Here is a 23,357-nt window from a genome sequence, read left to right on the forward strand (position 1 = left end):
ACATGGTTTCATTAGTTAAGAACCAGACGGTATCACTCAGCAAAGAATCATCTGCATTAAGCCAGCTTCATTTCGGTCTCGGTTGGGATCCGGTTAAGAAAAAAGGTCTTCTTGGAGGATTGTTTGGAGGCAACGACTCAATCGATCTCGATGCTGGCTGCGTATTAATGGACAGCACCGGTAAAACAATTGACACCATCTGGTTCCGCAAACTGGAATCCACCTGCGGCGCTGTTGTGCACAGTGGCGATAACCTGACCGGTGAAGGTGACGGTGACGATGAGGTGATTAATGTCAACCTCTCCCGACTGCCTGCAAACGTTGAATACCTGGCGTTTACGGTAAACAGCTTCCGTGGTCAGTCGTTCAATGACGTCGAAAACGCGTTCTGCCGCGTTGTCGATCAAACCGGCAAAGAGCTGGCTCGCTACAAGCTGACTGAGCAGGGCTCACATACCGGGATCGTTATTTCTTCGCTGCGCCGTAATAACGGCAACTGGGACTTTACCGCCCTTGGCCATGCCTGTCGCGGCCGCACAATTGACGATATGCACTCCGATATCGTTTCAGCGGTTATTCGCTAATGAACCTGACGCCGGGGGGCAATGCCCCCGTTCCAGCCCAGGAGTTGCGGGTCCGGATCACCTCGGGCGGCCAGGTGGATGCTTCGGCGTTTCGCCTGTATGCCGACGGGAAGGTGCAGGGTGATGCGGACATGGTGTTTTATGGTCAGCCACGTAACGATGATGGTACCGTCAGCCTGGTCAGTGAAGGCCAGTACTCAACCTTTACTGTCGCGCTCAACCGGCTGAAACCTGATGTCCAGAAAATTGCGTTCACCGTGACCTGTGACGGTGGGCAGACGGTGTCCGGTCTTCGTAATCTTTCCATCGACGTGGAGCAAGGGGCTACCGGCCTGGTTAGCGGCAGTGTCGAACTGAGCGGCCGTCAGGAAGCAGCCTTAATTCTGGGTGAATTTTACCGTCGTAATAATGACTGGAAATTCCGCTTCGTTGCGCAGGGGTTCAACGGTGGACTTAAACCGCTGGCAGAGCATTTCGGCGTAAATATTGCCGACGAACCGGCTCCCGCAGCCCCGACTCCTCCGGTTGTAACCCCTCCGCCAGTTGAGACAAAAATCAGCCTGAGCAAGGTATCGCTGACAAAAGAGAAGCCTGCAATCAGCCTGACCAAACGGGATAACTTCGGTGAAATCCGGATCAACCTGAACTGGCACCGGGGCAGCGGCAAATCAGGCTTTGCAGGCATGTTCGGCTCCAAAGGAATCGACCTGGATCTGGGGGCCTTTGTTGAGCTTCAGGACGGGTATAAATCGGTCATTCAGGCGCTCGGTAATGCATTCGGTGATTATCGCGATGAACCGTATGTTCAGCTCAAGGGCGATGACCGGACGGGTGATGTATCAGACGGCGAGTGGCTGCATATCAATGGACGTGAATGGAAGCATATCCGCGAAGTGCTGATTTACGCCTTTATTTATGAAGGTGTTCCCAGCTGGGACAAGACTGATGGTGTGGTCACCATTCATGTGCCGGATCAACCGCCCATTGAGACCCGCCTGACCGAAGGTGAAAACCGTCGCACATTGTGCGCCATTGCCAGACTCGTAAACGAAAACGGCGCAATTAAAGTCGAGCGAATTAACCAGTACTTCAAAGGCCAGGACGAAATGGACCGGGCATTTGGCTGGGGATTTCGCTGGAGCGCCGGTTCTAAATAACACAGCAACAAAGGAAACAGGTATGAGCTTTTTCGACAAAGTTAAAGGTGCCATTAACTCAGGCCGTGACGAACTGACCCGCCAGGTTGGCCGTTTCAAAAACAAAAAATTCATGCAGGGCACCGTTGCTGTATGTGCCCGTATTGCCGTATCGAGTGACGGCGTAAGTTCGGAAGAAAAGCAGAAAATGATGGGCTTTCTGCGCTCTTCAGAAGAGCTGAAGGTCTTCGATACCAATGAGGTGATTGAGTTCTTCAATAAACTGGTTTCAAGCTTCGATTTCGATGTTGAAATCGGCAAGGGCGAAACCATGAAATACATCCTGGCGCTGAAAGATCAGCCTGAGGCCGCTCAGCTGGCCTTACGTGTTGGTATTGCCGTTGCGAAAAGTGACGGTAACTTCGATCAGGACGAGAAACTGGCCTCCCGCGAGATCGCTATCGCGTTGGGCTTCGACCCGGCTGAATTTGGCCTCTGATCCACATCCCTAAGGGTAAAATATGGTTTCCACACACATCGGCTTCCCGACTGAAACGGTCATTGTTTTTATTGCGCTTTCAGTCGGTGCCATCTTTATTGACCTGTTTATGCACCGTGATGACAAGCCTATTTCGCTGAAGAGTGCGGCGCTCTGGTCCGTATTCTGGGTTGTGGTTGCGATGGCATTTGCCGGTTTCCTCTATATCCACCACGGTGCTGAGGTTGCCAGTCTGTTTGTCACGGGTTATGCGCTGGAGAAAGTGCTGTCGGTCGATAACCTGTTCGTCATGATGGCCATCTTCTCCTGGTTCGCCGTTCCGGATCGTTATCGCCACCGTGTTCTCTACTGGGGGATCATTGGTGCCATTGTCTTCAGGGGCATCTTTGTCGCCATCGGTACGAGCCTGCTGAGTCTGGGGCCGTATGTTGAAGTTGTCTTCGCTATTATCGTTGCCTGGACAGCGGTCATGATGCTTAAAAGCGGTGATGACGATGATGAAATTGAGGATTACTCCCAGCATCTGGCTTACCGCATGGTTAAACGCTTCTTCCCTATCTGGCCGAAGCTCAGAGGGCATGCCTTCCTGCTTAACCAGAAGGAAGTGGATGCTGAACTGGCGAAACCAGAAAACAGCGATGTCACCATTGGCCGTGGTAAAAAAGCGGCGCTGTATGCGACCCCGCTGTTCCTGTGTGTGGCTGTGGTTGAACTCTCGGACGTAATGTTCGCGTTTGACTCGGTACCGGCAATCATTGCCGTCAGTCGTGAACCGCTTATCGTCTATAGTGCCATGATGTTTGCTATCCTGGGCCTGCGTACTCTGTACTTTGTCCTTGAGGCACTGAAACAGTACCTGGTTCATCTGGAGAAGGCCGTTATCGTGCTGCTGTTCTTCATCGCGGCAAAACTCGGCCTGAATGCGACCGATCACATCTGGCATCATGGTTACAGCATCGCGGCAACAACCAGCCTGTATGTTGTACTGGGTGTACTGGCGCTGGGCATTCTCGCAAGCGTCATGTTCCCGGGCAAACCTGAATCTGAGGAAAAGGGGAGTTAATCCCCTTAAGTGTTAACCTGAACAATTACTAATCGAAGAGGTTATTTTATGAGTGTTTCTCTTTCCAAAGGCGGGAACGTCTCCCTAAGTAAAGCAGCTCCGTCAATGAAAAACGTCCTGGTGGGCCTTGGCTGGGATGCGCGTTCAACAGACGGTCAGGACTTTGACCTGGATGCTTCAGCATTCCTGCTGGCCTCAAACGGCAAAGTGCGCGGCGATTCAGATTTCATCTTCTATAACAACCTGACGTCATCCGACGGTTCCGTAACGCACACCGGCGATAACCGCACCGGTGAGGGCGATGGTGATGATGAATCGCTGAAAATTAAACTGGACGCCGTCCCGTCTGAAGTTGACAAGATCATCTTCGTTGTGACCATCCACGATGCTCAGGCTCGTCGCCAGAGCTTTGGTCAGGTATCCGGTGCGTTTATTCGTCTGGTTAATGACGATAACCAGACTGAAGTTGCTCGCTACGATCTGACCGAAGATGCGTCCACTGAGACTGCCATGCTGTTCGGCGAGCTGTATCGCCACAATGGTGAGTGGAAATTCCGCGCAGTAGGTCAGGGTTATGCTGGTGGTCTGGCATCTGTATGTGCTCAGTACGGCATTAACGCGTCCTGATCAAAAAGTAACTTTTCTACCCGGGGCTGTTAATGCAGCCCTCATTCAACTGTTTGCAGGAGCTAAAAATGGCAGTTTCTCTCGTAAAAGGCGGCAATGTATCTCTGACCAAAGAAGCACCAACCATGAATGTTGCTATGGTTGGCCTAGGCTGGGATGCCCGTGTAACCGATGGTCAGGGTTTTGACCTGGACGCTTCCGTGTTCGCAGTAGGCGAAGACGGTAAAGTGTTGTCAGATGCGCATTTCATTTTCTTCAATAACAAAACCAGCCCTGATGGCGCGGTAGAGCACCAGGGCGACAACCGTACCGGTGAAGGCGACGGCGACGATGAGCAGGTCAAAATCGATCTGACCAAAGTCTCAGCAGATATCAAAAAACTGGTGTTTGCCGTTACCATCTATGATGCAGAAGCGCGTAAACAAAACTTCGGCATGGTGAGCAACAGCTTCATGCGCGTTTACAACAACGACAACGGCACGGAAATTGCCCGTTTCGATCTGTCTGAAGATGCCTCAACCGAAACCGCTATGGTCTTCGGTGAACTGTATCGTCATGGCGCTGAGTGGAAGTTTAAAGCTGTCGGTCAGGGCTTTGCCGGTGGCCTGGCGGCTCTTGCCTCCCAGCACGGCGTTAACATCTAAAATAACGCTGAATCATACCCCGGCAATGCCGGGGTTTTTTTTGGTTGCGATCCGCTATCAGGAGGGGGGGGGCAGAAAGGGTTCGGGAATCTCAGAAAGCAGAGAGATGTTAATTCTGACGTGAGCCTTTTAAAGGCAGGAAACGGATTTTTCTCTGGTTGCTGGTTAAAGCCTGTATTCCGTGCCTTATATCAACAGCATGCCCCTCTGATATATGTTACGTTTGCGACTTATGAAGGCACGGGTTCTGGAAGATAAAATACCCGACCAATGGAAATTCCAATTCAACAGGTATAGAAACTTCAACGTGATGAAATATGGTGTCACACCATATATACGCCTCACCAGAAATCCAGCGTCCTGAACTAAGCCAGGGGAACCTATATAAACGCTGCGCTTTAAAATAATCAAAAATCAGGAGAGTTAATGTGAATCTACAATCCGGACAAAACATACCACTTCAGCAATCTGCGATCAGGCTGAATCTTCAGTACCCTACCAAATCCGGCTTTAAAGGCGAACCCGATACCTGCCTGTTCCTGCTTAATGCTCAGGGAAAGGTCAGCGGCGATTCTGACTTTATCTTTTACAATAATCTGTCTTCTCCTGAAGGGGCAGTAAAGCTCGTTACCGGTTCTCAGCAGTCCAGCATTGAGATAGCACTGGATCGTGTTCCTGCGAACATCAGTAAAATTGCAATCACAGTTGTCATTGATGGTGAAGATACCATCAGTGGGCTCAGTTCGTTGAGCATGCAGGCTCAAGGAATCGCTGAGTTCCAGGCTGAGACTCAGGGCCGCAGTGAGAAAGCAATTATCCTGGGTGAAGTATATCGGCACAATGGCGCCTGGAAGCTTCGTGCGCTCGGGCAGGGTTTCAACGGTGGTCTTGAGCCTCTGGCCATTAGCTATGGCGTTGATGTCGCACAGCCAGCTCCGCAGCCAGCAAAGCCTGCTCGTATCAGTCTGGAAAAGAAACTGGAAACCAGATCTCCGCGCCTTGTAAGCCTCGCTAAAAAAGCCTCGGTCAGTCTTACTAAAAATAAACTGGACACCCTTGAGGCAGCGGTTGCATTTGTACTTGACGCATCCGGCTCAATGAGTGGCCAGTTCAGTAAGGGTAACGTTCAGTCTGTGCTGGACCGCATCGCCGTTCTTGCCGCCCAGTTCGACGACGACGGTGAAATGGATGTCTGGGGATTTGGAGAGAAGCATAAGAAGTATCCAAACGTCACACTGGACAACCTGGACACATATATTCAGTCCATTCGCGGGGCTGGAAAGCGTTCAGCCTGGGAGAACCTGCCGGGCCTCGGAGGGACAAACAACGAGCCTCCTGTGATGGAAGAAATAGTCGACTACTTTAAGGACTCGAAAATCCCGGTGTATGTTGTATTTATTACCGATGGCGGGATCAGCAAGACCCGGGCGATTAAAGATGCAATCCGGCGTTCTGCCAACTACCCCATCTTCTGGAAGTTTGTCGGCCTGGGTGGTTCAAGCTACGGTATCCTCAAAAATCTGGATGACTTTACTGACCGCCGGGTTGATAACACCCACTTCTTTGCCATGGATGATTTCGGTTCGATTAGCGATGAAAAGTTATATGATAATCTACTGGAAGAATTCAGACCGTGGATCGATGAAACAAAAAGGTTAGGCATCCTTTAATACGCACAGTTTGAGCTTGGTTGAATGAGCTCTACAGCAGCTTAATACTGTAGAGCCTTTGTTCATTGGAAATCGTACAGGGAGGCGCATATGGACCGCATCAAGTACCTGAAATGGATAGCTGAAGAATCACCAAGTACGGCTCAGCAGCTGGTGGCCTGGTTAAACAGAGCAAGGCACTATACGCCCGACATGAAAGAGCATCAGGCAGGTGTACAGATTCAAGAAAAGGGGATTGTTGTAGGGCTTAGACAAAGTACTAATCGTTATCATGGAGATTGTCTGACCATACATGTGGTACGGCTTCCGGAAGAAATACAAAACAAGGGATGGTTTAAGTCTTTTCTGAAGCTTTGCTGTGAATCGAATCCCTGGTGCGATGTTGTAATAGAAGACGTGAAAAACCCATATTTATTAAGCTTTTGTAAGAAACTAAACTTTACTGTATTAGATGAATTTTACCCGAATACTTACATAGTAAACACAGATGCCATTATGAGTTTACCTATCCCACCCTTAGGGAGATACGAAACCTATCTTTATTAAACCTGCGAACCTTTACCGGTTGCGTGGGGAGCGGATGGACTTCGGCTAAAGAAAAATCACATCGTCTATTTTGACCAGAAAAAGCTAATCTGCTTGATGTAATGCAGAAACGCATTACATTAATATCTTCTCCCAACAATCACCTGAACAATTCCCTGATTGCTTTTCACCTCATACCAGTGCTGGCTCATAGTTAGTCCTTAAGCAAATTTGTTATCGGAATAAAGAACGAAGCCAGCCTCATCGAGGCGCATAACCTTCTTCCCTTAACGCCTGTTGTAATTTTTCAATTGCGCTTTTCATTACCCAGGCTTCTTCGTCACTCACAGCACAGCCACGAAGATCGCTCCAGCTCAGACGTTTAACTAATTGAGCAAGGGCCATAGTTTCATTCTCATCAAGCTGCAAACTCAGTGTCTCAATACCTTCCACTATCTAACCTCCCTTATACTGAAAAATGGCGCTTTATTTCTGACCAGATGCCGAAGCCTTGAATGCGGCCGGAACTGCCGTTGTTTCTACTTTACAGAAATGGAATTAAAAAGTGGTGGTGCTGGGCACGTTTCTTTTCCAGTCGGGGTTTAAGCCAGAGCCGAAACTCATTCAACTTCTCAGCAGCCAAAACCGCTTCAACGGGGAAAACTTTATATTTACCCTGCTGCTGAGGTTCACCCAACCATCGCCTGATGGCTCCGTCAGTCCATAAACGAGTCTCTTTGAGCCTGGTTACAGTGACCCATTTCCTGGACCATTCATCAAATTGTCGCTGGCGATCCCGATAACGTTGTTCTTCCTGCTGACGAAGCCAGTCGCGATCAACAGCGAATTTTCGGTATCCAACAAAGAGCCCTTGTACTTTGGCCATGACAACATTCCGGTTTGCTTAGAACTGTTCAGACAGACATGTCAGGGATAAAGCTGAAGAAAAAGGTACAACGAAGAATAACCAAGACATAGGCCTGCCGGGTAAGTGGTGCGGTGCACAGGACTGTCGGAAAGTACGCTCAGAGAGGGTCGTTTAAGCATGATGCACCACCGCCAGCCAGCCTTAATAATGGTAATGTACCACTGGGTTACCAGACAGACCAGTAACGCATCAAACATAAAACTGTTTTTTAAAAAACGTCAGGAACGTAGCCTGACCTTTTAACCAGTGGTGTAAAAAACATACAGATTGCTCTGAGGTATGAGGTTCAGCAACTAGCCTTGTCGACGCAGAAACATTAAGTAATCAATAGCAGCTATCGCAAACAATGGTGAAAACCACCACGTGCTTTTCAACAAGCCAAGCGGCAGAAAGAGTACAGTTGCCATCGAATAAACAAAAACACGAACCATACCATCTGTAATAAACATAGGCTATTTGCAATCTGAGGTTGGATTGTAGATTTTAGTTAGAAATGGATCAAAGTCCGTTTTGTGCAAAACTTGGTTGACAACCCTCTTTTGGAAGATGTGCCGTTTCGTGCAAAAGTTGGTTGGAGGCCAAGATGGCAGAGTTCGTAGGTTCGGCTGCTTCGCAAGCTGATTTCATTTGGAAGAACGCGGAAGACCTGTGGGGGGGGATTTCAAGCATACCGACTTCGGCAAGATCATTTTGCCGTTTACTCTGCTGCGTCGATTGGAGTGCGCACTGGAGTCTACACGGGAAGCATCGCTCGATAGCCAACCAGCCACGATTGAGTTCTTAGAAGCAGAGTTCAGTGTTGATTTCGATGCGCTGCTATCTTGACCGCCAATCAGACCCGCATGGTTCAGGTTTGTGTATGAGAGTCCCCAAATGGCTGTAGTTCTAACCAAAGCCTTGATTGAAGCCGGCCGCGCCGGAAATAGTGGGTACAGAAAAGGCAGTTGCTTGCGCTGGGCGTAAGTTACCCGCCGAAAAGCGGCTGGATCGAACGACTGATCGGCACTGAGGTATCTGACGAGCAGTACGAACGCTTTCTGGGGCACAGCACGAGCAAGCAGGCTGAACAGATCCTACGCGGAGAGCAGCCAGCCAAGGGGCTTCAGTATGCAAAGCGAGCGAAGAAGCTCGCTTCTGAAAGAAAAGCCACAATTGATCTGGATAACGAGCACCTGTCTGAAATCGAAAAGTATCGGTAGCCCTAGACTTTTAGCCGCTGAAGATCTCTTAGATACCATTGGTGAAACTTGCTGAAGTCAGCCTTCTGTTTCTCTACCGTGCTGTTATAGATCGCATCACTGGTAACCGCACAAGCAGTCCAGCCAGCCTCATAGACGAAGCGAGTAGCTATCGGTGACTTCTTCGGGGTGCTATCCCAGCGGTTTTTGAGCCACCGCGCAAGCCCTTCATCAAGAGGGACCACCAGATTTAGCTGCTGTTTTGTGCGAGTGATACCGACATAAAACAGCCGACGTTCCTCCTCGATTTCCTCTTCGGCCGGAGGGGTGTTCATCGATGTGCGAACGCTGTAAACATCATCGGGTTTGCCGCCAGGAAATTCCTGCTCATTCAGCCCGATCAGGGGTCGTCTCAGAAAACGGAATCTATGGTCACTCCCGTTTTTGCAACACCGATTTTGACGACAAGTTGGCTTGCTTGAATCTATCCGGCGTCTGAATGGGATTTTATTCCCGCGCCTTGATGAGTTCCGCGCCTGATGAACCTCCAGAAAATATACGGCTTCAATGAGCCTTTCCGTTTTACAGGTTCCTCAACAGGCCGGTGGGCCGTTAGTATCATCAATATCAGTATTCGCAAAACCAGATCAGTAATTCTTTAAACCGGTGTATTTCTGCCGTTATGCTACATAAGTTTGCTGTCGTGCCGTTAGGGCCCAGGCTATTCTGGCCAGCTTGTTTGCCAGAGCACAAGTGACGACAAAGTTGCTTTTCCGGCACAGTAAATCCCTGACCCAATCGGCCAATTTGCCAGACTGGTGTTCCAGTTTTTGTATGAATACCCTGGCACATTGAACCAACAAAGTTCGGATCTTTTTATTACCTCGCTTACTAATTCCCAGCAATGTCGTCCTACCTCCCGTGCTGTACTGCCGAGGTACAAGCCCTGTTGCCGCCGCAAAGTCACGGCTGCTGGCGTACTGCTTCCCGTCGCCAATCTCAGTTGAAATAGTACTCGCTGTCAGTGTTCCGACGCAGGGAATGCTCAGCAAGCGCTGTCCAACCTCATCTTCGTCCAACTTTCGTTTCAACTGGGATTCCAAATCTTTAATCTGCTCAACAAGATAGTGATAATGCTGTTGTAATTTCAGCAATAACTGGCTGAGGTAAAGAGGCAAACTATTATCCTCAAGAATGGTACTCAGTCGGCTAATAACGGCAGCTCCTCGGGGAACGCTAATGCCAAATTCCAGCAGAAAAGCATGCATTTGATTGGTTGTTTTTACCTTATCCTGAACCAGGGATTCACGGACACGATGCAGAGCCCGCATTGCCTGCTGAGATTCCGTTCTGGGCTGCACAAAACGCATAGACGGACGCGATGCAGCTTCACAAATAGCTTCGGCGTCGACAAAGTCGTTTTTATTGCTTTTAACGAACGGGCGGACAAATTGTGGTGATATCAGCTTTGGGGAATGCCCCAACTCTTCCAACTTGCGTGCCATAAAGTGAGAACCGCCACAGGCTTCCATTGCGATGGTTGTAGCGGGGCATGTCGCCAAAAATTCGATCAACTTTGGCCGGGTAAATTTTTTACGGTAAACAGCCTTCCCGCGACGATCCTGGCAATGAATATGGAAAGAGTTTTTACCCAGATCGATACCAATGAGCGCAATGTTTTCCATGATAGTTGTCATTTTCAGAAGACGACTGCACCAATTGACGGGGCGTAACGCCAGATGTGCAGGCGACTCCTGACAACGCAATATCAGAAGTCATCTGCACCAATCTCGACTATGCTCAATACTCGTGTGCACCAAAGCGAGGTGTGAGCATGGCGTCAGACACATCATTGATTGCCGAGCAAGGCGTGGCCACCCTGCCCGATGCGGCTTGGGCGCAGGCCCGGCAACGGGCGGAAATCATCGGGCCGCTGGCAGCGCTTGATGTGGTCGGGCATGAAGCCGCCGATGCCGCTGCTCACGCGCTTGGCCTGTCCAGGCGGCAGGTGTATGTCCTAATCCGCCGTGCCCGGCAAGGTGCTGGGCTTGTGACGGACCTGGCTCGCAGCCGATCCGGCGGCGGAAAAGGCAAGGGACGCTTGCCGGAATCAGTTGAGCGCATCATCCGCGAGTTGCTGCAAAAGCGCTTCCTGACCAAGCAGAAGCGTAGCCTGGCAGCGTTCCACCGCGAGGTCGCGCAGGCTTGCAAAGCGCAAAAGCTGCGGGCGCCGGCGCGCAACACCGTGGCTCTGCGGATCGCCGGCCTCGATCCGCTCAAGGCCACTCGCCGCCGGGAAGGTCAGGATGCGTCCCGCAGCCTGCAAGGTGTCGGTGGTGAGCCTCCCGCCGTGACCGCGCCACTGGAACAAGTGCAGATTGATCACACGGTCATCGACCTGATCGTGGTGGACGAGCGCGACCGGCAACCGATTGGCCGTCCGTATCTGACCATCGCCATCGACGTGTTTACCCGCTGCGTGCTCGGCATGGTCGTCACGCTGGAAGCGCCGTCATCTGTTTCGGTCGGCCTGTGCCTTGTGCATGTCGCCTGCGACAAGCGTCCCTGGCTGGAGGGTCTGAACATAGAAATGGAGTGGCCGATGAGCGGCAAGCCCAGGCTGCTCTACCTGGACAACGCGGCCGAGTTCAAGAGCGAAGCGCTACGCCGAGGCTGCGAGCAGCATGGCATCCGGCTTGACTATCGCCCGCTCGGGCAGCCGCACTACGGCGGCATCGTGGAACGGATCATCGGCACGGCGATGCAGATGATCCACGACGAATTGCCAGGGACGACCTTCTCCAACCCTGACCAGCGCGGCGACTACGATTCCGAAAACAAGGCCGCCCTGACGCTGCGTGAGCTGGAGCGCTGGCTCACATTGGCGGTCGGCACCTACCACGGCTCCGTGCACAACGGCCTGCTCCAGCCGCCGGCAGCGCGCTGGGCCGAAGCTATCGCGCGGACCGGCGTGCCAACCGTCATCACTCGCACCACGGCTTTTCTGGTCGATTTTCTGCCCATCATCCGCCGCACGCTGACCCGCACCGGCTTCGTCATCGACCACATCCATTACTACGCCGATGCGCTCAAGCCGTGGATAGCTCGGCGCGACCGCTTGCCTGCGTTCCTGATCCGGCGCGACCCGCGCGACATCAGCCGCATTTGGGTGCTGGAGCCGGAGGGGCAGCACTATCTGGAAATTCCATACCGCACCTTGTCGCACCCGGCTGTCACCCTCTGGGAACAACGACAGGCGCTGGCGAAATTGCGGCAGCAAGGGCGCGAACAGGTGGATGAGTCGGCGCTGTTTCGCATGATCGGCCAGATGCGCGAAATCGTGTCCACCGCGCAGAAAGCTACGCGCAAGGCGCGGCGCGACGCGGATCGACGCCAGCATCTCAAGGCAACGGCAGTTCTTTTCAAAACCACGCCACCACCGGACGCGGACATGGCTGACCCGCAGGCAGACAACCAGCCACCTGCCAAACCGTTCGACCAGATTGAGGAGTGGTAGCCGTGGAAGAATATCCCATCATCGACTTGTCCCACCTGATGCCGGTGGCCCAGGGCTTGGCCCGTCTTCCGGCGGACGAACGCATCCATCGCCTTCGCGCTGACCGCTGGATCGGCTATCCGCGAGCAGTCGAGGCGCTGAATCGGCTGGAAGCCCTGTATGCGTGGCCGAACAAACAACGCATGCCCAACCTGCTGTTGGTCGGTCCAACCAACAACGGCAAGTCGATGATCGTCGAGAAATTCCGCCGCACCCACCCGGCCAGCTCCGACGCCGACCAGGAGCACATTCCGGTACTGGTCGTGCAGATGCCATCCGAACCGTCGGTAATCCGCTTCTACGTCGCGCTACTTGCCGCGATGGGCGCGCCATTGCGCCCGCGCCCACGGCTGCCGGAAATGGAGCAATTGGCGCTGGCACTGCTACGCAAGGTCGGCGTGCGCATGCTGGTGATCGACGAATTGCACAACGTCCTGGCCGGCAACAGCGTCAACCGCCGGGAATTCCTCAACCTGCTGCGTTTCCTCGGCAACGAGCTGCGCATCCCGCTGGTCGGGGTCGGCACACGCGATGCCTACTTGGCGATCCGCTCGGACGACCAGTTGGAAAACCGCTTCGAGCCGATGATGCTGCCGGTGTGGGAGGCCAACGACGATTGCTGCTCACTGCTGGCCAGCTTCGCGGCTTCGCTCCCGCTGCGGCGACCCTCGTCGATTGCCACGCTGGATATGGCCCGCTACCTGCTCACGCGCAGCGAGGGCACCATCGGCGAGCTGGCGCACCTGTTGATGGCGGCGGCCGTCGCTGCCGTGGAGAGCGGTGAGGAAGCGATCAACCATCGCACGCTCAGCATGGCCGATTACACCGGTCCCAGCGAGCGGCGGCGGCAATTCGAGCGGGAACTGATGTGAAGCCAGCGCCACACTGGCCACTGCATCCGGCTCCCAGGGAAGGCGAAGCCTTGTCTTCGTGGCTCAACCGCGTGGCCCTTTGCTATCACATGGAGGTGTCCGAGCTGCTGGAGCACGATCTTGGTCACGGCCAGGTTGATGACCTGGACACCGCGCCACCACTGGCGCTGCTGGCGATGCTCTCCCAGCGGAGCGGCATCGAGCCGGACCGGCTGCGTTGCATGAGTTTCGCCGGCTGGGTGCCTTGGCTACTGGACAGCCTTGATGATCAGATTCCAGATGCATTGGAAACCTATGCGTTCCAGCTCTCGGTGCTGCTGCCGAAACTCCGCCGTAGGACGCGATCCATCACGAGCTGGCGTGCCTGGCTGCCCAGCCAGCCGATACATCGCGCCTGCCCGCTCTGTCTGAACGATCCGGAGAACCAAGCCGTACTGCTCGCGTGGAAGCTGCCCCTGATGCTGAGCTGCCCACTGCATGGCTGCTGGCTGGAATCCTATTGGGGCGTGCCAGGGCGGTTTCTCGGCTGGGAGAACGCCGACGCCGAACCGCGCACTGCCAGCGACGCGATTGCGGCGATGGACCAGCGTACCTGGCAGGCACTGACGACCGGCCACGTGGAGTTGCCGCGCCGACGCATCCACGCCGGATTGTGGTTTAGGCTGCTACGCACGCTGCTCGATGAGCTGAACACCCCGCTTTCGACGTGCGGCACCTACGCGGGGTATCTCCGCCAAATCTGGGAATGCTGCGGGCATCCGCTGCGTGCTGGGCAAAGTCTGTGGCGACCGTATGAAACCCTGAACCCGGCAGTACGGTTGCAGATGCTGGAGGCGGCGGCAACGGCAATCAGCTTGATTGAGGTGAGGGATATAAGCCCGCCAGGCGAGCACGCAAAGCTATTCTGGTCCGAGCCCCAAACCGGGTTCACCAGTGGCCTGCCGGCGAAAGCGCCGAAGCCCGAACCCGTCGATCACTGGCAGCGTGCAATCCAGGCCATTGATGAGGCCATCATTGAAGCACGACACAACCCCGAGACGGCACGCTCGCTGTTCGCGTTGGCTTCCTATGGTCGGCGCGACCCCGCTTCCTTGGAACAGTTGCGCGCCACCTTCGCGAAGGAAGGCATCCCCCCGGAATTTCTGTCACATTATGAGCCTAGCCTACCCTTTGCATGCCTTAGACAGAATGACGGGTTAAGTGACAAATTTTGACGTGCAGAGCTTCCCGATGCAAACTGTCACATAATCGAACGTATATGTGACAGGTACAAGATGCTGATTGGCTACATGCGAGTATCGAAGGCGGATGGCTCCCAGGCGACGGACTTGCAGCGCGATGCGCTGGTCGCGGCCGGTGTTGATCCGGCGCATCTCTATGAAGACCAAGCGTCCGGAAAACGCGAGGATCGTCCCGGTCTGGCGAGCTGTCTGAAGGCACTACGGCCAGGCGACACGTTGGTCGTTTGGAAACTGGATCGGCTCGGGCGCGACCTGCGCCATCTGATCAATACCGTCCATGACCTGACCGGACGCGGCATCGGCCTCAAGGTGCTGACCGGGCACGGCGCGGCCATTGACACCACGACCGCCGCCGGCAAGCTGGTCTTCGGTATCTTCGCCGCGCTGGCCGAGTTCGAGCGCGAGTTGATCGCCGAGCGCACCGTGGCGGGCCTGGCCTCAGCACGGGCACGCGGCCGGAAAGGCGGCCGGCCGTTCAAGATGACCGCCGCCAAGCTGCGGCTGGCGATGGCGGCAATGGGGCAGTCAGAGACCAAGGTCGGCGACCTGTGCCAGGAACTTGGCATCACGCGGCAGACCCTGTATCGGCATATTTCACCCAAGGGCGAGCTACGTCCAGATGGCGAGAAGCTACTCAGCCGAATTTGATGCCGACATGAGGCGACGTAGCGAAAGCGTGGTTTGTCTCAATTTGACGGCGGCGAACCGCAAGCGTTCGGTTCGCCGCTCGTTTCGGTCGCAGTGCTGGCCCGCGCCTGGAAACGTTGATAACACTCCAGCCCGCAGAAGTGCTCGACGTACTCCGCGCCTTCCGGTGTGAAGGCGGCATCGAGCGGAATTTCCTTGCAGCACACGCAGCAACTGGTGGCGGTCGGATCATTTGCATTCATGGTGGCACCCCTCCATTGACTGACGAAGACGGCGAATGCCGCCGCCGGCATCGGCTTTGCGAACAGAAAGCCTTGCCCGCGCTCGAACGCTTGGGCCCTCCGCCGTAGTCCATCCATCCGGCCGGGAAGCGCTCATGATCTTTCCCTGAATGCCCGCAACGCCCGCGCCAGTGACAGAAGAAACAGGCCGGTCAAACCGAGCGCCGTGATGACCCAATACTCGACAAGGAATGCACCGGCGGTTGTGCCGGCCAGCACGGCAGCGAGGATGGACAGGTGGCAGGGGCAAGTCAGCACGGCCAGCGTGCCCCACAGGTAGCCGGTGAACGGTTTGTGCGTCTCGGCCGGCATGCGCTCGGGGCTGTTCATGGCAAACTCTCCGCATGCTGTGCCGGCGCGGTCGGCATGGCGGCCAACTGCACTTCCAGATTGGCCAACGCTTCGCGCCGGCGTTCGACGAACTGACGCAGCACAGCAAGCTGCGCGGCAGTTTCATCGCAGTTCGCCGCATCCAGCGCCCGGCACAGCCGCGCCAATGCGCCGAGGCCGATGCCCGCCTCGAAGGCGGCCCACACGAAGCACAGTCGCTGCAAGGCGGCGTCATCGAACAGGCCGTAGCCACCCGTGGTGCAGGCGACTGGCCGCAGCAATCCGCGCAGCAGGTAGTCGCGCACGATATGCACGCTCACCCCGGCATCAAGGGCCAGCCGGGACACCGTGTAGGCGTTCATCGAACACCTCCTTTTGGTCGGTTCACGGCAATGCATATACCGTTTCGCCGAGTTCAATCCGCGCGCTGCGAATCCGATGCCGGTGCCGTAGAACATTGGGTCGATATCCGATCACGGTGTCCTAGATGACATGGTCTGCAACAGATGTCGATTAAACTCCTGGCCCAAGCCGAAAGCCTCGTGGACACTGACGATCGCCAATCCTTCCAATCCTTGATGCTTGGAGGCCCAGTCTTCCGCCGTCGGGACAGATGCAAAGAAATGTACATGGCAACAGAAGGACTGACGAACGTCGGCTGCTTCCTGTGGCAATACCAAGGACACCGCCATGCCGGCAGGTTCGACAGCCTGTATCTCGCTGGGTGAAACCGTGAGTGAAACGGGTGCTCCGGTTGCAGCGCAATGCGATGAGACGCGAGCTGTACGGCCGATCAGCGCCGGAAATATCAAGGTGTCCAGCGCGCACCAGGCATACAGACGGCGGTCGTCAATTTCAAAGACATACGAAGTCTCGCGCAAGGTGAGGCCGTAGCCGATGATGTTCCCATCTTTGTCATATTCGGTACTGGTGGCCTGTTCGAGTACGGCGGCCACTCGCTCAGCGGGCCAGTCGAGAATCCCGGCAAGTGTCGTTCGTGAAACCGGACGCCCCTTGGCGAGTTCCCGCAGTAGCGGGACCAAGAGATCCGCAGTACCATTGGTACGATTGACCGAAGTGAGACGTTCTAAAATATATGGGGCGAGCTTCATGGTTCCATCTCCTTTCATCCTGCGCAGCAGGACAATTGTTTGACATCCTTGGTGAAGGTCTGCGCCGCGAGCTTCAGCCCCTCGACCATCGTCAGGTAGGGGAACAACTGGTCAGCCAGTTCCTGTACGGTCATGCGGTTACGGATCGCGAGCACCGCCGTCTGGATCAGCTCGCCCGCTTCCGGGGCCACTGCCTGTACCCCAATGAGTCGTCCGCTACCTTCCTCGGCTTGTCCTTTCGAATTTGAATTGGATAGCGTAACCTTACTTCCGTACTCATGTACGGAGTCAAGCGGTATGGAAAATAATTTGGAGAACCTGACCATTGGCGTTTTTGCCAAGGCAGCCGGCGTCAACGTGGAGACCATCCGGTTCTATCAGCGCAAGGGCTTGTTGCCCGAGCCGGACAAGCCCTATGGCAGCATTCGCCGCTATGGCGCGGCGGACGTGACACGGGTGCGATTCGTGAAATCGGCCCAGCGGTTGGGCTTCAGCCTGGATGAAATCGCCGAGTTGCTGCGGCTCGACGATGGCACCCACTGCGAGGAGGCCAGCAGCCTGGCCGAGCACAAGCTCCAAGACGTGCGCGAGAAGATGGCCGATTTGGCGCGCATGGAGGCTGTGCTGTCTGACCTGGTGTGCGCCTGCCATTCGCGGCAGGGGAATGTTTCGTGTCCGCTGATTGCGTCGTTGCAAGGTGGAACGAGCTTGGCAGGGGCTTCCACAGCTTAGCGTGCTTTATTTAATGAGATGGTCACTCCCTCCTTCCCAGTACTATGCTGAGGACAGGCTTTCATTCGGAGAACCATCATGGAAAACATTGCGCTTATTGGTATCGATCTGGGTAAGAACTCTTTCCATATTCATTGTCAGGATCATCGTGGGAAGGCCGTTTACCGTAAAAAATTCACCCGACCAAAGCTAATCGAATTTCTGGCGACATGCCCAGCAACAACCATCGCGATGGAAGCCTGTGGCGGTTCTCACTTTATGGCACGCAAGCTGGCAGAGTTAGGGCATTTTCCAAAGCTGATATCACCGCAATTTGTCCGCCCATTCGTTAAAAGCAACAAAAATGACTTCGTTGATGCTGAAGCTATCTGTGAAGCAGCATCACGTCCATCTATGCGTTTCGTGCAGCCCAGAACCGAATCTCAGCAGGCAATGCGAGCTCTGCATCGTGTCCGTGAATCCCTGGTTCAGGATAAGGTGAAAACAACTAATCAGATGCATGCTTTTCTGCTGGAATTTGGTATCAGCGTTCCGCGAGGTGCTGCCGTTATTAGTCGACTGAGTACCCTTCTTGAGGACAGTAGTTTGCCTCTTTATCTCAGCCAGTTACTGCTGAAATTACAACAGCATTATCACTATCTTGTTGAGCAGATTAAAGATCTGGAATCTCAGTTGAAACGAAAGTTGGACGAAGATGAGGTTGGACAGCGCTTGCTGAGTATTCCCTGCGTTGGAACGCTGACTGCCAGTACTATTTCAACTGAGATTGGCGACGGGAAGCAGTACGCCAGCAGCCGTGACTTTGCGGCGGCAACAGGGCTGGTACCCCGACAGTACAGCACGGGAGGTCGGACGACATTGTTAGGGATTAGCAAGCGGGGCAACAAAAAGATCCGAACTTTGTTGGTTCAGTGTGCCAGGGTATTCATACAAAAACTGGAACACCAGTCTGGCAAGTTGGCCGACTGGGTCAGGGAGTTGTTGTGTCGGAAAAGCAACTTTGTCGTCACCTGTGCTCTGGCAAACAAGCTGGCCAGAATAGCCTGGGCACTGACGGCGCGACAGCAAACTTACGAAGCATAAAGGCAGAAATACACCAGTTTAAACAATCATTCATCTGGTTTTGCGAATACTGATATTGATGATACAAACGGCCCACCGGCCTGTTGAGGAACCTGTAAAACGGAAAGGCTCGCTGAAGCCGTATATTTTCTGGAGGTTCATCAGGCGCGGAACTCATCGAGGCGCGGGAATAAAATCCCATTCAGACGCCGGATAGATTCAAGCAAGCCAACTTATCGTCAAAATCGGTGTTGCAAAAACGGGAGTGACCATAGATTCCGTTTTCTGAGACGACCACAGATCAGAAAAGACTGTGCAGCCGACTCTTGATATTCCGTGCAGTCACCTTCTGAAAATGACAGGCGCGGCACGGGAATCAAGGCATTGCGATTCTCGAAAATAGTTCTTGAAATTCTATTCTTGATTGCATATCATCTCAACGAGTTTCGATAAGAAAGGATGCGCATGCGACCGTCTGTTGTGCTTGACATGAAGCGAAGCGCAGTGCGTGAAGCGGTAGGCCGCTTTCGCGCCGCGAACCCGCGCGTCTTCGGCTCGGTGCTGCATGGCACCGACCGGGATGGCAGCGACCTCGACCTGTTGGTCGATGCGCTGCCCGGTGCCACGTTGTTGGACTTGGGCGATTTGGAAGAAGAACTGAAATCGCTGCTCGGCGTTGACGTCGATCTGCTGACTCCCGGCGACCTGCCGCCGAAGTTCCGGGCCAAGGTGCTCGCGGAGGCGCAACCGATATGAGCGAGAACCGCCTGCCCGATTACCTCGACCACATTCAGCAGGCCGCAACCGATGCGCGCAGCTTCGTGGAAGGGATGGCCAAGGACGACTTCTTGGCCGACAAGCGCACCCAGCAGGCCGTCATCATGAGCCTGATCGTCATCGGCGAGGCGGCCACAAAGGTGATGGATGGCTACGTCGAGTTCACCCAGGCGCATGCCGACGTGCCGTGGCGCAGCATGCGCAATATGCGTAATCGCATGGCTCACGGCTATTTCGACATCAACCTCGATGTGGTGTGGGAGACGGTACAGGAATGGCTGCCGGCGTTGCTCCAGCAATTGCCCGCCGTGCGTCAGGATGCCGACGATGAAGACCGTAACGACAACTGTGAAAGAGGGATCTCCGATGACTGTTGAATCGAGAATATTTTCTGTAGCCGAGTATGTTCAGCCGTCCGAAGGCGAGCCTATTCGTTCCGTTGTGCTTGAAACCCGAGACTCAATTATCGTGGTTTGGCATGTCCATCCCGGGCAGGAAATTGCGGCTCACATTCATCCTCACGGCCAAGACACGTGGACTGTTTTGTCGGGAATGGCTGATTACTTTCAGGGCAATGGGATTGTTCGTGCCCTCAGGGAAGGTGAGATAGCCGTGGCAAGACCGGGCCAAGTGCACGGGGCGCGAAATACAGGTACCGAGCCATTTGTGTTAGTCTCGGTTGTGGCATCAGCCAATGCCGGTTTCGTATTGGCTGAGCGATAGAGCCCAATCTCTGGAGTTGGTCCAATGAGCGGTCGGGGAGATAGGTAACAGACATGCAGCGGACACGGCTGCTAAACCAGGTCGCAAACCTCCTTGCGTCGCAGCGTGCCGCAAGCGACGCGATCAATCGAATGGGGTCGGCATGAGACTGAACACCATCCAGTTCCCGACCGCGTAGCCGCCTGTCCTGCCGATCAGGTCTTGACCATCGACGCCTGGGATCAGTCCTGAATGTTCTTGGAGACCACTACGTTATGAGCCGCAGCCGCCGCAAAACACCCATCGTCGGGCACACGACCTGCGGCAGCGAGCGCGAGGACAAGAAGCTCTGGCATCAGCGCTGGCGCACCCGTGAGCGCACGGCGCTGACCAGCGCGTCGCCCGAAGCCCTGAGCGCCCATCTGCCCCTGCTGGAAAACCAGGCCAGCAGCGTCTGGTCGATGGGCAAGGATGGCCGCTCCTACTGGCCCGTCAAGCGCCAGGCCGCCACGGCGGATCGCATCGCCAATCACAAGGGACGCAACCCGCAAGAACGCGCCTCCCTGAAAAAGCGCCTGCTGCGCAAGTGGATGAGCAAATGAAGCTCTCCTTCCATCAGCACATTGCGCTGTTCTGGATGATCGGTGCTCCGGGCGTCTTCGCGCCCGTGATCGAGAACGCCAAGCGGCCCGATGCCGGCGCCGTCATGGCGTGGGGTGTCGCGATCGTGGCGGTGATGATCCTCTTCACCCCTTTGCTGCTGCGCTGTCCACCATTCCGGCGCTGGTATGGCCGGACGGATGCGCTGTCGGAGCGGCAGCGCCAGGCGCTTGCCGAGCGCGGCCTGCGCCGCTACTACCAGACCGCTTTCGATGACGGCTACGTGCCCCGCGTGATGCCCTACGTGTGGCGCATCATCTGGACGGTCGGCGGGTTGATGGCTGTGACCGCCGTACTGCCTACCAACACCGGACGGCCAGCCTTCGATGCCTTGGTGGTCTTCTCGACCTGGTATCCGATAGGCGTGATGCTGCTGGTTTTCGCGTCGAGGCCCCTTGGCCGGTTGATTCGCCAAAGAGCACAGGAGCGGCGGAAATGAGCACGTCAACCATCGAGGCGCTGGCCAGCGCCTGGGCAAGGATTGCCGAGGAAGCGGAATTCCCCGCTGACTACGAGGGGACTGCCACACCACAAGCGCATCGGGCTAGCGAAGCTATTCAGGAGCAGATTCGGGAGCGCATCGTCGCCACCAACGACATGCGGCTGTTCAGCCTGCTGCACCTGCTGAGTCAGGCGTCGCTGCGCATGGAGCAAGCGCTGTGGCCGGAGGATTACGAGCGGATGACGCGCGAGGTTGAGGAAGCCCTGCGGCAAGCCACCGACGCCAACGCCAGATCGTACACCCACGAAGAAGTGATGCAGGCGATGCAGGAACGCATCGACCGGGCGCGAGACAAGCCATGTTGATTGGCTATGCGCGCGTCTCGACGCAGGATCAGAACCTGGAGCTGCAACGCGAAGCCTTGAGCAAGGCCGGATGTAAAAAGGTCTTCGAGGACAAGGTGAGTGGCACGCGGGCAGACCGGCCTGGCTTGGCCAAGACGCTCGAAATGCTGCGCGAAGGCGATACTTTGGTCGTCTGGAAGCTCGACCGGCTGGGCCGGTCGGTCAAGCAACTGGTCGATCTGGTCGGCGATCTGCACAAGCACGGTGTCCAGTTCAGGAGCCTCACCGACTCCATCGACACCGGCACACCATCCGGGCGGTTCTTCTTCCACGTCATGGCGAGCCTTGCCGAAATGGAGCGCGAGCTGACCGTCGAGCGCACCCGCGCCGGGCTGGAAGTCGCCAAGCAGCTCGGCCGCAAAGGCGGCCGCAAGCCGAAGATGACCGACAGCAAGATCGAGTCGGCCAAGAAGCTGCTGGCCAGCGGGGTGCCGCCCAAGGACGTGGCCAAGAACCTCGGCGTGTCCATTCCGACGCTGTACCGCTGGGTGCCAGCCTCCACGCACGCTTAGCGTGCTTTATTTAATGAGATGGTCACTCCCTCCTTCCCGGTACTATGCTGAGGACAGGCTTTCATTCGGAGAACTATCATGGAAAACATTGCGCTCATTGGTATCGATCTGGGTAAAAACTCTTTCCATATTCATTGCCAGGATCGTCGCGGGAAGGCTGTTTACCGTAAAAAATTTACCCGGCCAAAGTTGATCGAATTTTTGGCGACATGCCCCGCTACAACCATCGCAATGGAAGCCTGTGGCGGTTCTCACTTTATGGCACGCAAGTTGGAAGAGTTGGGGCATTCCCCAAAGCTGATATCACCACAATTTGTCCGCCCGTTCGTTAAAAGCAATAAAAACGACTTTGTCGACGCCGAAGCTATTTGTGAAGCTGCATCGCGTCCGTCTATGCGTTTTGTGCAGCCCAGAACGGAATCTCAGCAGGCAATGCGGGCTCTGCATCGTGTCCGTGAATCCCTGGTTCAGGATAAGGTAAAAACAACCAATCAAATGCATGCTTTTCTGCTGGAATTTGGCATTAGCGTTCCCCGAGGAGCTGCCGTTATTAGCCGACTGAGTACCATTCTTGAGGATAATAGTTTGCCTCTTTACCTCAGCCAGTTATTGCTGAAATTACAACAGCATTATCACTATCTTGTTGAGCAGATTAAAGATTTGGAATCCCAGTTGAAACGAAAGTTGGACGAAGATGAGGTTGGACAGCGCTTGCTGAGCATTCCCTGCGTCGGAACACTGACAGCGAGTACTATTTCAACTGAGATTGGCGACGGGAAGCAGTACGCCAGCAGCCGTGACTTTGCGGCGGCAACAGGGCTTGTACCTCGGCAGTACAGCACGGGAGGTAGGACGACATTGCTGGGAATTAGTAAGCGAGGTAATAAAAAGATCCGAACTTTGTTGGTTCAATGTGCCAGGGTATTCATACAAAAACTGGAACACCAGTCTGGCAAATTGGCCGATTGGGTCAGGGATTTACTGTGCCGGAAAAGCAACTTTGTCGTCACTTGTGCTCTGGCAAACAAGCTGGCCAGAATAGCCTGGGCCCTAACGGCACGACAGCAAACTTATGTAGCATAACGGCAGAAATACACCGGTTTAAAGAATTACTGATCTGGTTTTGCGAATACTGATATTGATGATACTAACGGCCCACCGGCCTGTTGAGG

Annotated in this window: 31 protein-coding genes and 3 pseudogenes; 24 read left to right on the forward strand and 10 right to left on the reverse strand. The window is 54.8% G+C overall.

The window, feature by feature from the left end; all coding sequences use genetic code 11:
• Nucleotides 1-2: 2 nt before the first annotated feature.
• From CU081_RS24520 to CU081_RS24560, 8 genes are all read left to right on the forward strand, one after another.
• Entirely contained in the window at nt 3-584 is a 582-nt protein-coding gene (locus tag CU081_RS24520) for a tellurium resistance-associated protein TerZ (protein ID WP_000254137.1), read from the forward strand.
• Nucleotides 584-1,741, forward strand: a complete 1,158-nt coding sequence (locus CU081_RS24525; protein ID WP_001054786.1) for a TerD family protein — start codon at nt 584-586, stop codon at nt 1,739-1,741. The genes CU081_RS24520 and CU081_RS24525 overlap by 1 nt, the downstream gene beginning before the upstream one ends.
• 22 nt (nt 1,742-1,763) lie before the next feature.
• Nucleotides 1,764-2,219, forward strand: coding sequence for a tellurite resistance TerB family protein (locus tag CU081_RS24530; RefSeq protein ID WP_000007449.1), 456 nt, complete (start codon nt 1,764-1,766; stop codon nt 2,217-2,219).
• A 22-nt stretch (nt 2,220-2,241) separates the two neighbouring features.
• Complete coding sequence (gene terC / locus CU081_RS24535) at nt 2,242-3,282, forward strand: tellurium resistance membrane protein TerC (RefSeq protein WP_000255079.1); 1,041 nt, start codon at nt 2,242-2,244, stop codon at nt 3,280-3,282.
• Between the two features lie 48 nt (nt 3,283-3,330).
• Nucleotides 3,331-3,909, forward strand: a complete 579-nt coding sequence (gene terD, locus CU081_RS24540; protein WP_000116680.1) for a tellurium resistance membrane protein TerD — start codon at nt 3,331-3,333, stop codon at nt 3,907-3,909.
• A 68-nt stretch (nt 3,910-3,977) separates the two neighbouring features.
• The gene (locus tag CU081_RS24545) at nt 3,978-4,553 is read left to right on the forward strand and encodes a TerD family protein (RefSeq protein ID WP_000301247.1); all 576 of its coding nucleotides are present in this window, start codon (nt 3,978-3,980) and stop codon (nt 4,551-4,553) included.
• 428 nt (nt 4,554-4,981) lie between these two features.
• On the forward strand, nt 4,982-6,223 hold the full coding sequence (locus CU081_RS24555) for a vWA domain-containing protein (RefSeq protein WP_001053340.1): 1,242 nt from the start codon (nt 4,982-4,984) through the stop codon (nt 6,221-6,223).
• Between the two features lie 90 nt (nt 6,224-6,313).
• Complete coding sequence (locus CU081_RS24560; RefSeq protein ID WP_000374058.1) at nt 6,314-6,769, forward strand: hypothetical protein; 456 nt, start codon at nt 6,314-6,316, stop codon at nt 6,767-6,769.
• A gap of 240 nt (nt 6,770-7,009) precedes the next feature.
• On the opposite strand, the gene CU081_RS24565 is transcribed toward CU081_RS24560, so the two are convergent.
• On the reverse strand, nt 7,010-7,201 hold the full coding sequence (locus CU081_RS24565; protein WP_000398479.1) for a DUF7706 family protein: 192 nt from the start codon (nt 7,199-7,201) through the stop codon (nt 7,010-7,012).
• A gap of 91 nt (nt 7,202-7,292) precedes the next feature.
• Complete coding sequence (locus CU081_RS24570) at nt 7,293-7,634, reverse strand: hypothetical protein (protein WP_001151572.1); 342 nt, start codon at nt 7,632-7,634, stop codon at nt 7,293-7,295.
• A gap of 625 nt (nt 7,635-8,259) precedes the next feature.
• Here CU081_RS24570 and CU081_RS24575 point away from each other — a divergent pair.
• Both CU081_RS24575 and CU081_RS24580 read left to right on the forward strand, forming a co-directional pair.
• Nucleotides 8,260-8,480, forward strand: a pseudogene (locus CU081_RS24575) (type I restriction-modification system subunit M N-terminal domain-containing protein); the annotation flags it as partial.
• A 140-nt stretch (nt 8,481-8,620) separates the two neighbouring features.
• Nucleotides 8,621-8,875, forward strand: coding sequence for a hypothetical protein (locus CU081_RS24580; RefSeq protein WP_000880375.1), 255 nt, complete (start codon nt 8,621-8,623; stop codon nt 8,873-8,875).
• Nucleotides 8,876-8,877: 2 nt separating this feature from the next.
• On the opposite strand, the gene CU081_RS24585 is transcribed toward CU081_RS24580, so the two are convergent.
• The 3 genes from CU081_RS24585 to CU081_RS26785 all read right to left on the reverse strand — a co-directional run bounded on the left by CU081_RS24585 (nt 8,878) and on the right by CU081_RS26785 (nt 10,642).
• Nucleotides 8,878-9,423 (reverse strand): 3'-5' exonuclease, encoded by a 546-nt coding sequence (locus CU081_RS24585; RefSeq protein ID WP_306307854.1) that lies wholly within the window; start codon nt 9,421-9,423, stop codon nt 8,878-8,880.
• A 111-nt stretch (nt 9,424-9,534) separates the two neighbouring features.
• Nucleotides 9,535-10,539, reverse strand: coding sequence for an IS110-like element IS4321 family transposase (locus tag CU081_RS24590; protein ID WP_000427623.1), 1,005 nt, complete (start codon nt 10,537-10,539; stop codon nt 9,535-9,537).
• Complete coding sequence (locus CU081_RS26785) at nt 10,502-10,642, reverse strand: NTP-binding protein (RefSeq protein ID WP_071886807.1); 141 nt, start codon at nt 10,640-10,642, stop codon at nt 10,502-10,504. The genes CU081_RS24590 and CU081_RS26785 overlap by 38 nt, the downstream gene beginning before the upstream one ends.
• A 46-nt stretch (nt 10,643-10,688) precedes the next feature.
• On the opposite strand from CU081_RS26785, the gene CU081_RS24600 reads away from it, so the two are divergent.
• Genes CU081_RS24600 through CU081_RS24615 form a run of 4 tightly spaced genes read left to right on the forward strand, consistent with a single transcriptional unit; the run spans nt 10,689 to nt 15,171 of the window.
• Nucleotides 10,689-12,371: a Mu transposase C-terminal domain-containing protein gene (locus CU081_RS24600; protein ID WP_010791757.1), complete on the forward strand. Its 1,683-nt coding sequence runs from the start codon at nt 10,689-10,691 to the stop codon at nt 12,369-12,371.
• A gap of 2 nt (nt 12,372-12,373) precedes the next feature.
• A complete protein-coding gene (locus CU081_RS24605; RefSeq protein WP_000393453.1) occupies nt 12,374-13,282 on the forward strand; it encodes a TniB family NTP-binding protein in 909 nt (302 codons plus the stop codon).
• Nucleotides 13,279-14,496, forward strand: coding sequence for a TniQ family protein (locus CU081_RS24610; protein ID WP_011405615.1), 1,218 nt, complete (start codon nt 13,279-13,281; stop codon nt 14,494-14,496). Before CU081_RS24605 ends, CU081_RS24610 begins: the two co-directional genes overlap by 4 nt.
• Nucleotides 14,497-14,556: 60 nt before the next feature.
• Nucleotides 14,557-15,171, forward strand: a complete 615-nt coding sequence (locus CU081_RS24615; protein ID WP_010981357.1) for a recombinase family protein — start codon at nt 14,557-14,559, stop codon at nt 15,169-15,171.
• Between the two features lie 38 nt (nt 15,172-15,209).
• Here the strand turns inward: CU081_RS24615 and CU081_RS26675 are convergent.
• From CU081_RS26675 to CU081_RS24640, 5 genes and pseudogenes are all read right to left on the reverse strand, one after another.
• Nucleotides 15,210-15,497, reverse strand: a pseudogene (locus CU081_RS26675) (DUF3330 domain-containing protein); the annotation flags it as partial.
• A gap of 48 nt (nt 15,498-15,545) precedes the next feature.
• Nucleotides 15,546-15,782, reverse strand: a complete 237-nt coding sequence (gene merE / locus CU081_RS24625; RefSeq protein WP_005413392.1) for a broad-spectrum mercury transporter MerE — start codon at nt 15,780-15,782, stop codon at nt 15,546-15,548.
• Complete coding sequence (gene merD, locus CU081_RS24630; RefSeq protein ID WP_031942307.1) at nt 15,779-16,144, reverse strand: mercury resistance co-regulator MerD; 366 nt, start codon at nt 16,142-16,144, stop codon at nt 15,779-15,781. The genes merE and merD overlap by 4 nt, the downstream gene beginning before the upstream one ends.
• 111 nt (nt 16,145-16,255) lie before the next feature.
• Nucleotides 16,256-16,894 (reverse strand): organomercurial lyase MerB, encoded by a 639-nt coding sequence (merB, locus tag CU081_RS24635; RefSeq protein WP_000761850.1) that lies wholly within the window; start codon nt 16,892-16,894, stop codon nt 16,256-16,258.
• 14 nt (nt 16,895-16,908) lie between these two features.
• A pseudogene (locus CU081_RS24640) lies at nt 16,909-17,124 on the reverse strand (mercury(II) reductase); the annotation flags it as partial.
• 67 nt (nt 17,125-17,191) lie between these two features.
• Here CU081_RS24640 and CU081_RS24645 point away from each other — a divergent pair.
• From CU081_RS24645 to CU081_RS24690, 10 genes are all read left to right on the forward strand, one after another.
• Complete coding sequence (locus tag CU081_RS24645) at nt 17,192-17,626, forward strand: mercury resistance transcriptional regulator MerR (RefSeq protein ID WP_010981353.1); 435 nt, start codon at nt 17,192-17,194, stop codon at nt 17,624-17,626.
• Nucleotides 17,627-17,704: 78 nt separating this feature from the next.
• Nucleotides 17,705-18,709 carry an IS110-like element IS5075 family transposase gene (locus tag CU081_RS24650; RefSeq protein ID WP_000427614.1) on the forward strand — a complete coding sequence of 335 codons (1,005 nt, stop codon included), beginning with the start codon at nt 17,705-17,707 and terminating at the stop codon, nt 18,707-18,709.
• Between the two features lie 444 nt (nt 18,710-19,153).
• Nucleotides 19,154-19,444, forward strand: a complete 291-nt coding sequence (locus CU081_RS24655) for a nucleotidyltransferase family protein (protein WP_001247892.1) — start codon at nt 19,154-19,156, stop codon at nt 19,442-19,444.
• A complete protein-coding gene (locus CU081_RS24660) occupies nt 19,441-19,842 on the forward strand; it encodes a HepT-like ribonuclease domain-containing protein (RefSeq protein ID WP_001293886.1) in 402 nt (133 codons plus the stop codon). Before CU081_RS24655 ends, CU081_RS24660 begins: the two co-directional genes overlap by 4 nt.
• Nucleotides 19,832-20,188, forward strand: a complete 357-nt coding sequence (locus CU081_RS24665; protein WP_000215515.1) for a cupin domain-containing protein — start codon at nt 19,832-19,834, stop codon at nt 20,186-20,188. Before CU081_RS24660 ends, CU081_RS24665 begins: the two co-directional genes overlap by 11 nt.
• Nucleotides 20,189-20,442: 254 nt before the next feature.
• Nucleotides 20,443-20,769, forward strand: a complete 327-nt coding sequence (locus tag CU081_RS24670; protein ID WP_003100858.1) for a hypothetical protein — start codon at nt 20,443-20,445, stop codon at nt 20,767-20,769.
• Nucleotides 20,766-21,266, forward strand: coding sequence for a hypothetical protein (locus tag CU081_RS24675; RefSeq protein WP_003100856.1), 501 nt, complete (start codon nt 20,766-20,768; stop codon nt 21,264-21,266). Before CU081_RS24670 ends, CU081_RS24675 begins: the two co-directional genes overlap by 4 nt.
• Entirely contained in the window at nt 21,263-21,634 is a 372-nt protein-coding gene (locus CU081_RS24680) for a hypothetical protein (RefSeq protein WP_021243030.1), read from the forward strand. Before CU081_RS24675 ends, CU081_RS24680 begins: the two co-directional genes overlap by 4 nt.
• Nucleotides 21,628-22,185 carry a recombinase family protein gene (locus tag CU081_RS24685; RefSeq protein WP_003100847.1) on the forward strand — a complete coding sequence of 186 codons (558 nt, stop codon included), beginning with the start codon at nt 21,628-21,630 and terminating at the stop codon, nt 22,183-22,185. The genes CU081_RS24680 and CU081_RS24685 overlap by 7 nt, the downstream gene beginning before the upstream one ends.
• A gap of 78 nt (nt 22,186-22,263) precedes the next feature.
• Nucleotides 22,264-23,268, forward strand: coding sequence for an IS110-like element IS4321 family transposase (locus CU081_RS24690; protein ID WP_000427623.1), 1,005 nt, complete (start codon nt 22,264-22,266; stop codon nt 23,266-23,268).
• The last annotated feature ends 89 nt before the right edge of the window (nt 23,269-23,357 follow it).

The organism is Enterobacter sp. CRENT-193, assembly GCF_002787395.1.
In the GTDB taxonomy this organism is placed as follows: domain Bacteria; phylum Pseudomonadota; class Gammaproteobacteria; order Enterobacterales; family Enterobacteriaceae; genus Enterobacter; species Enterobacter hormaechei_C.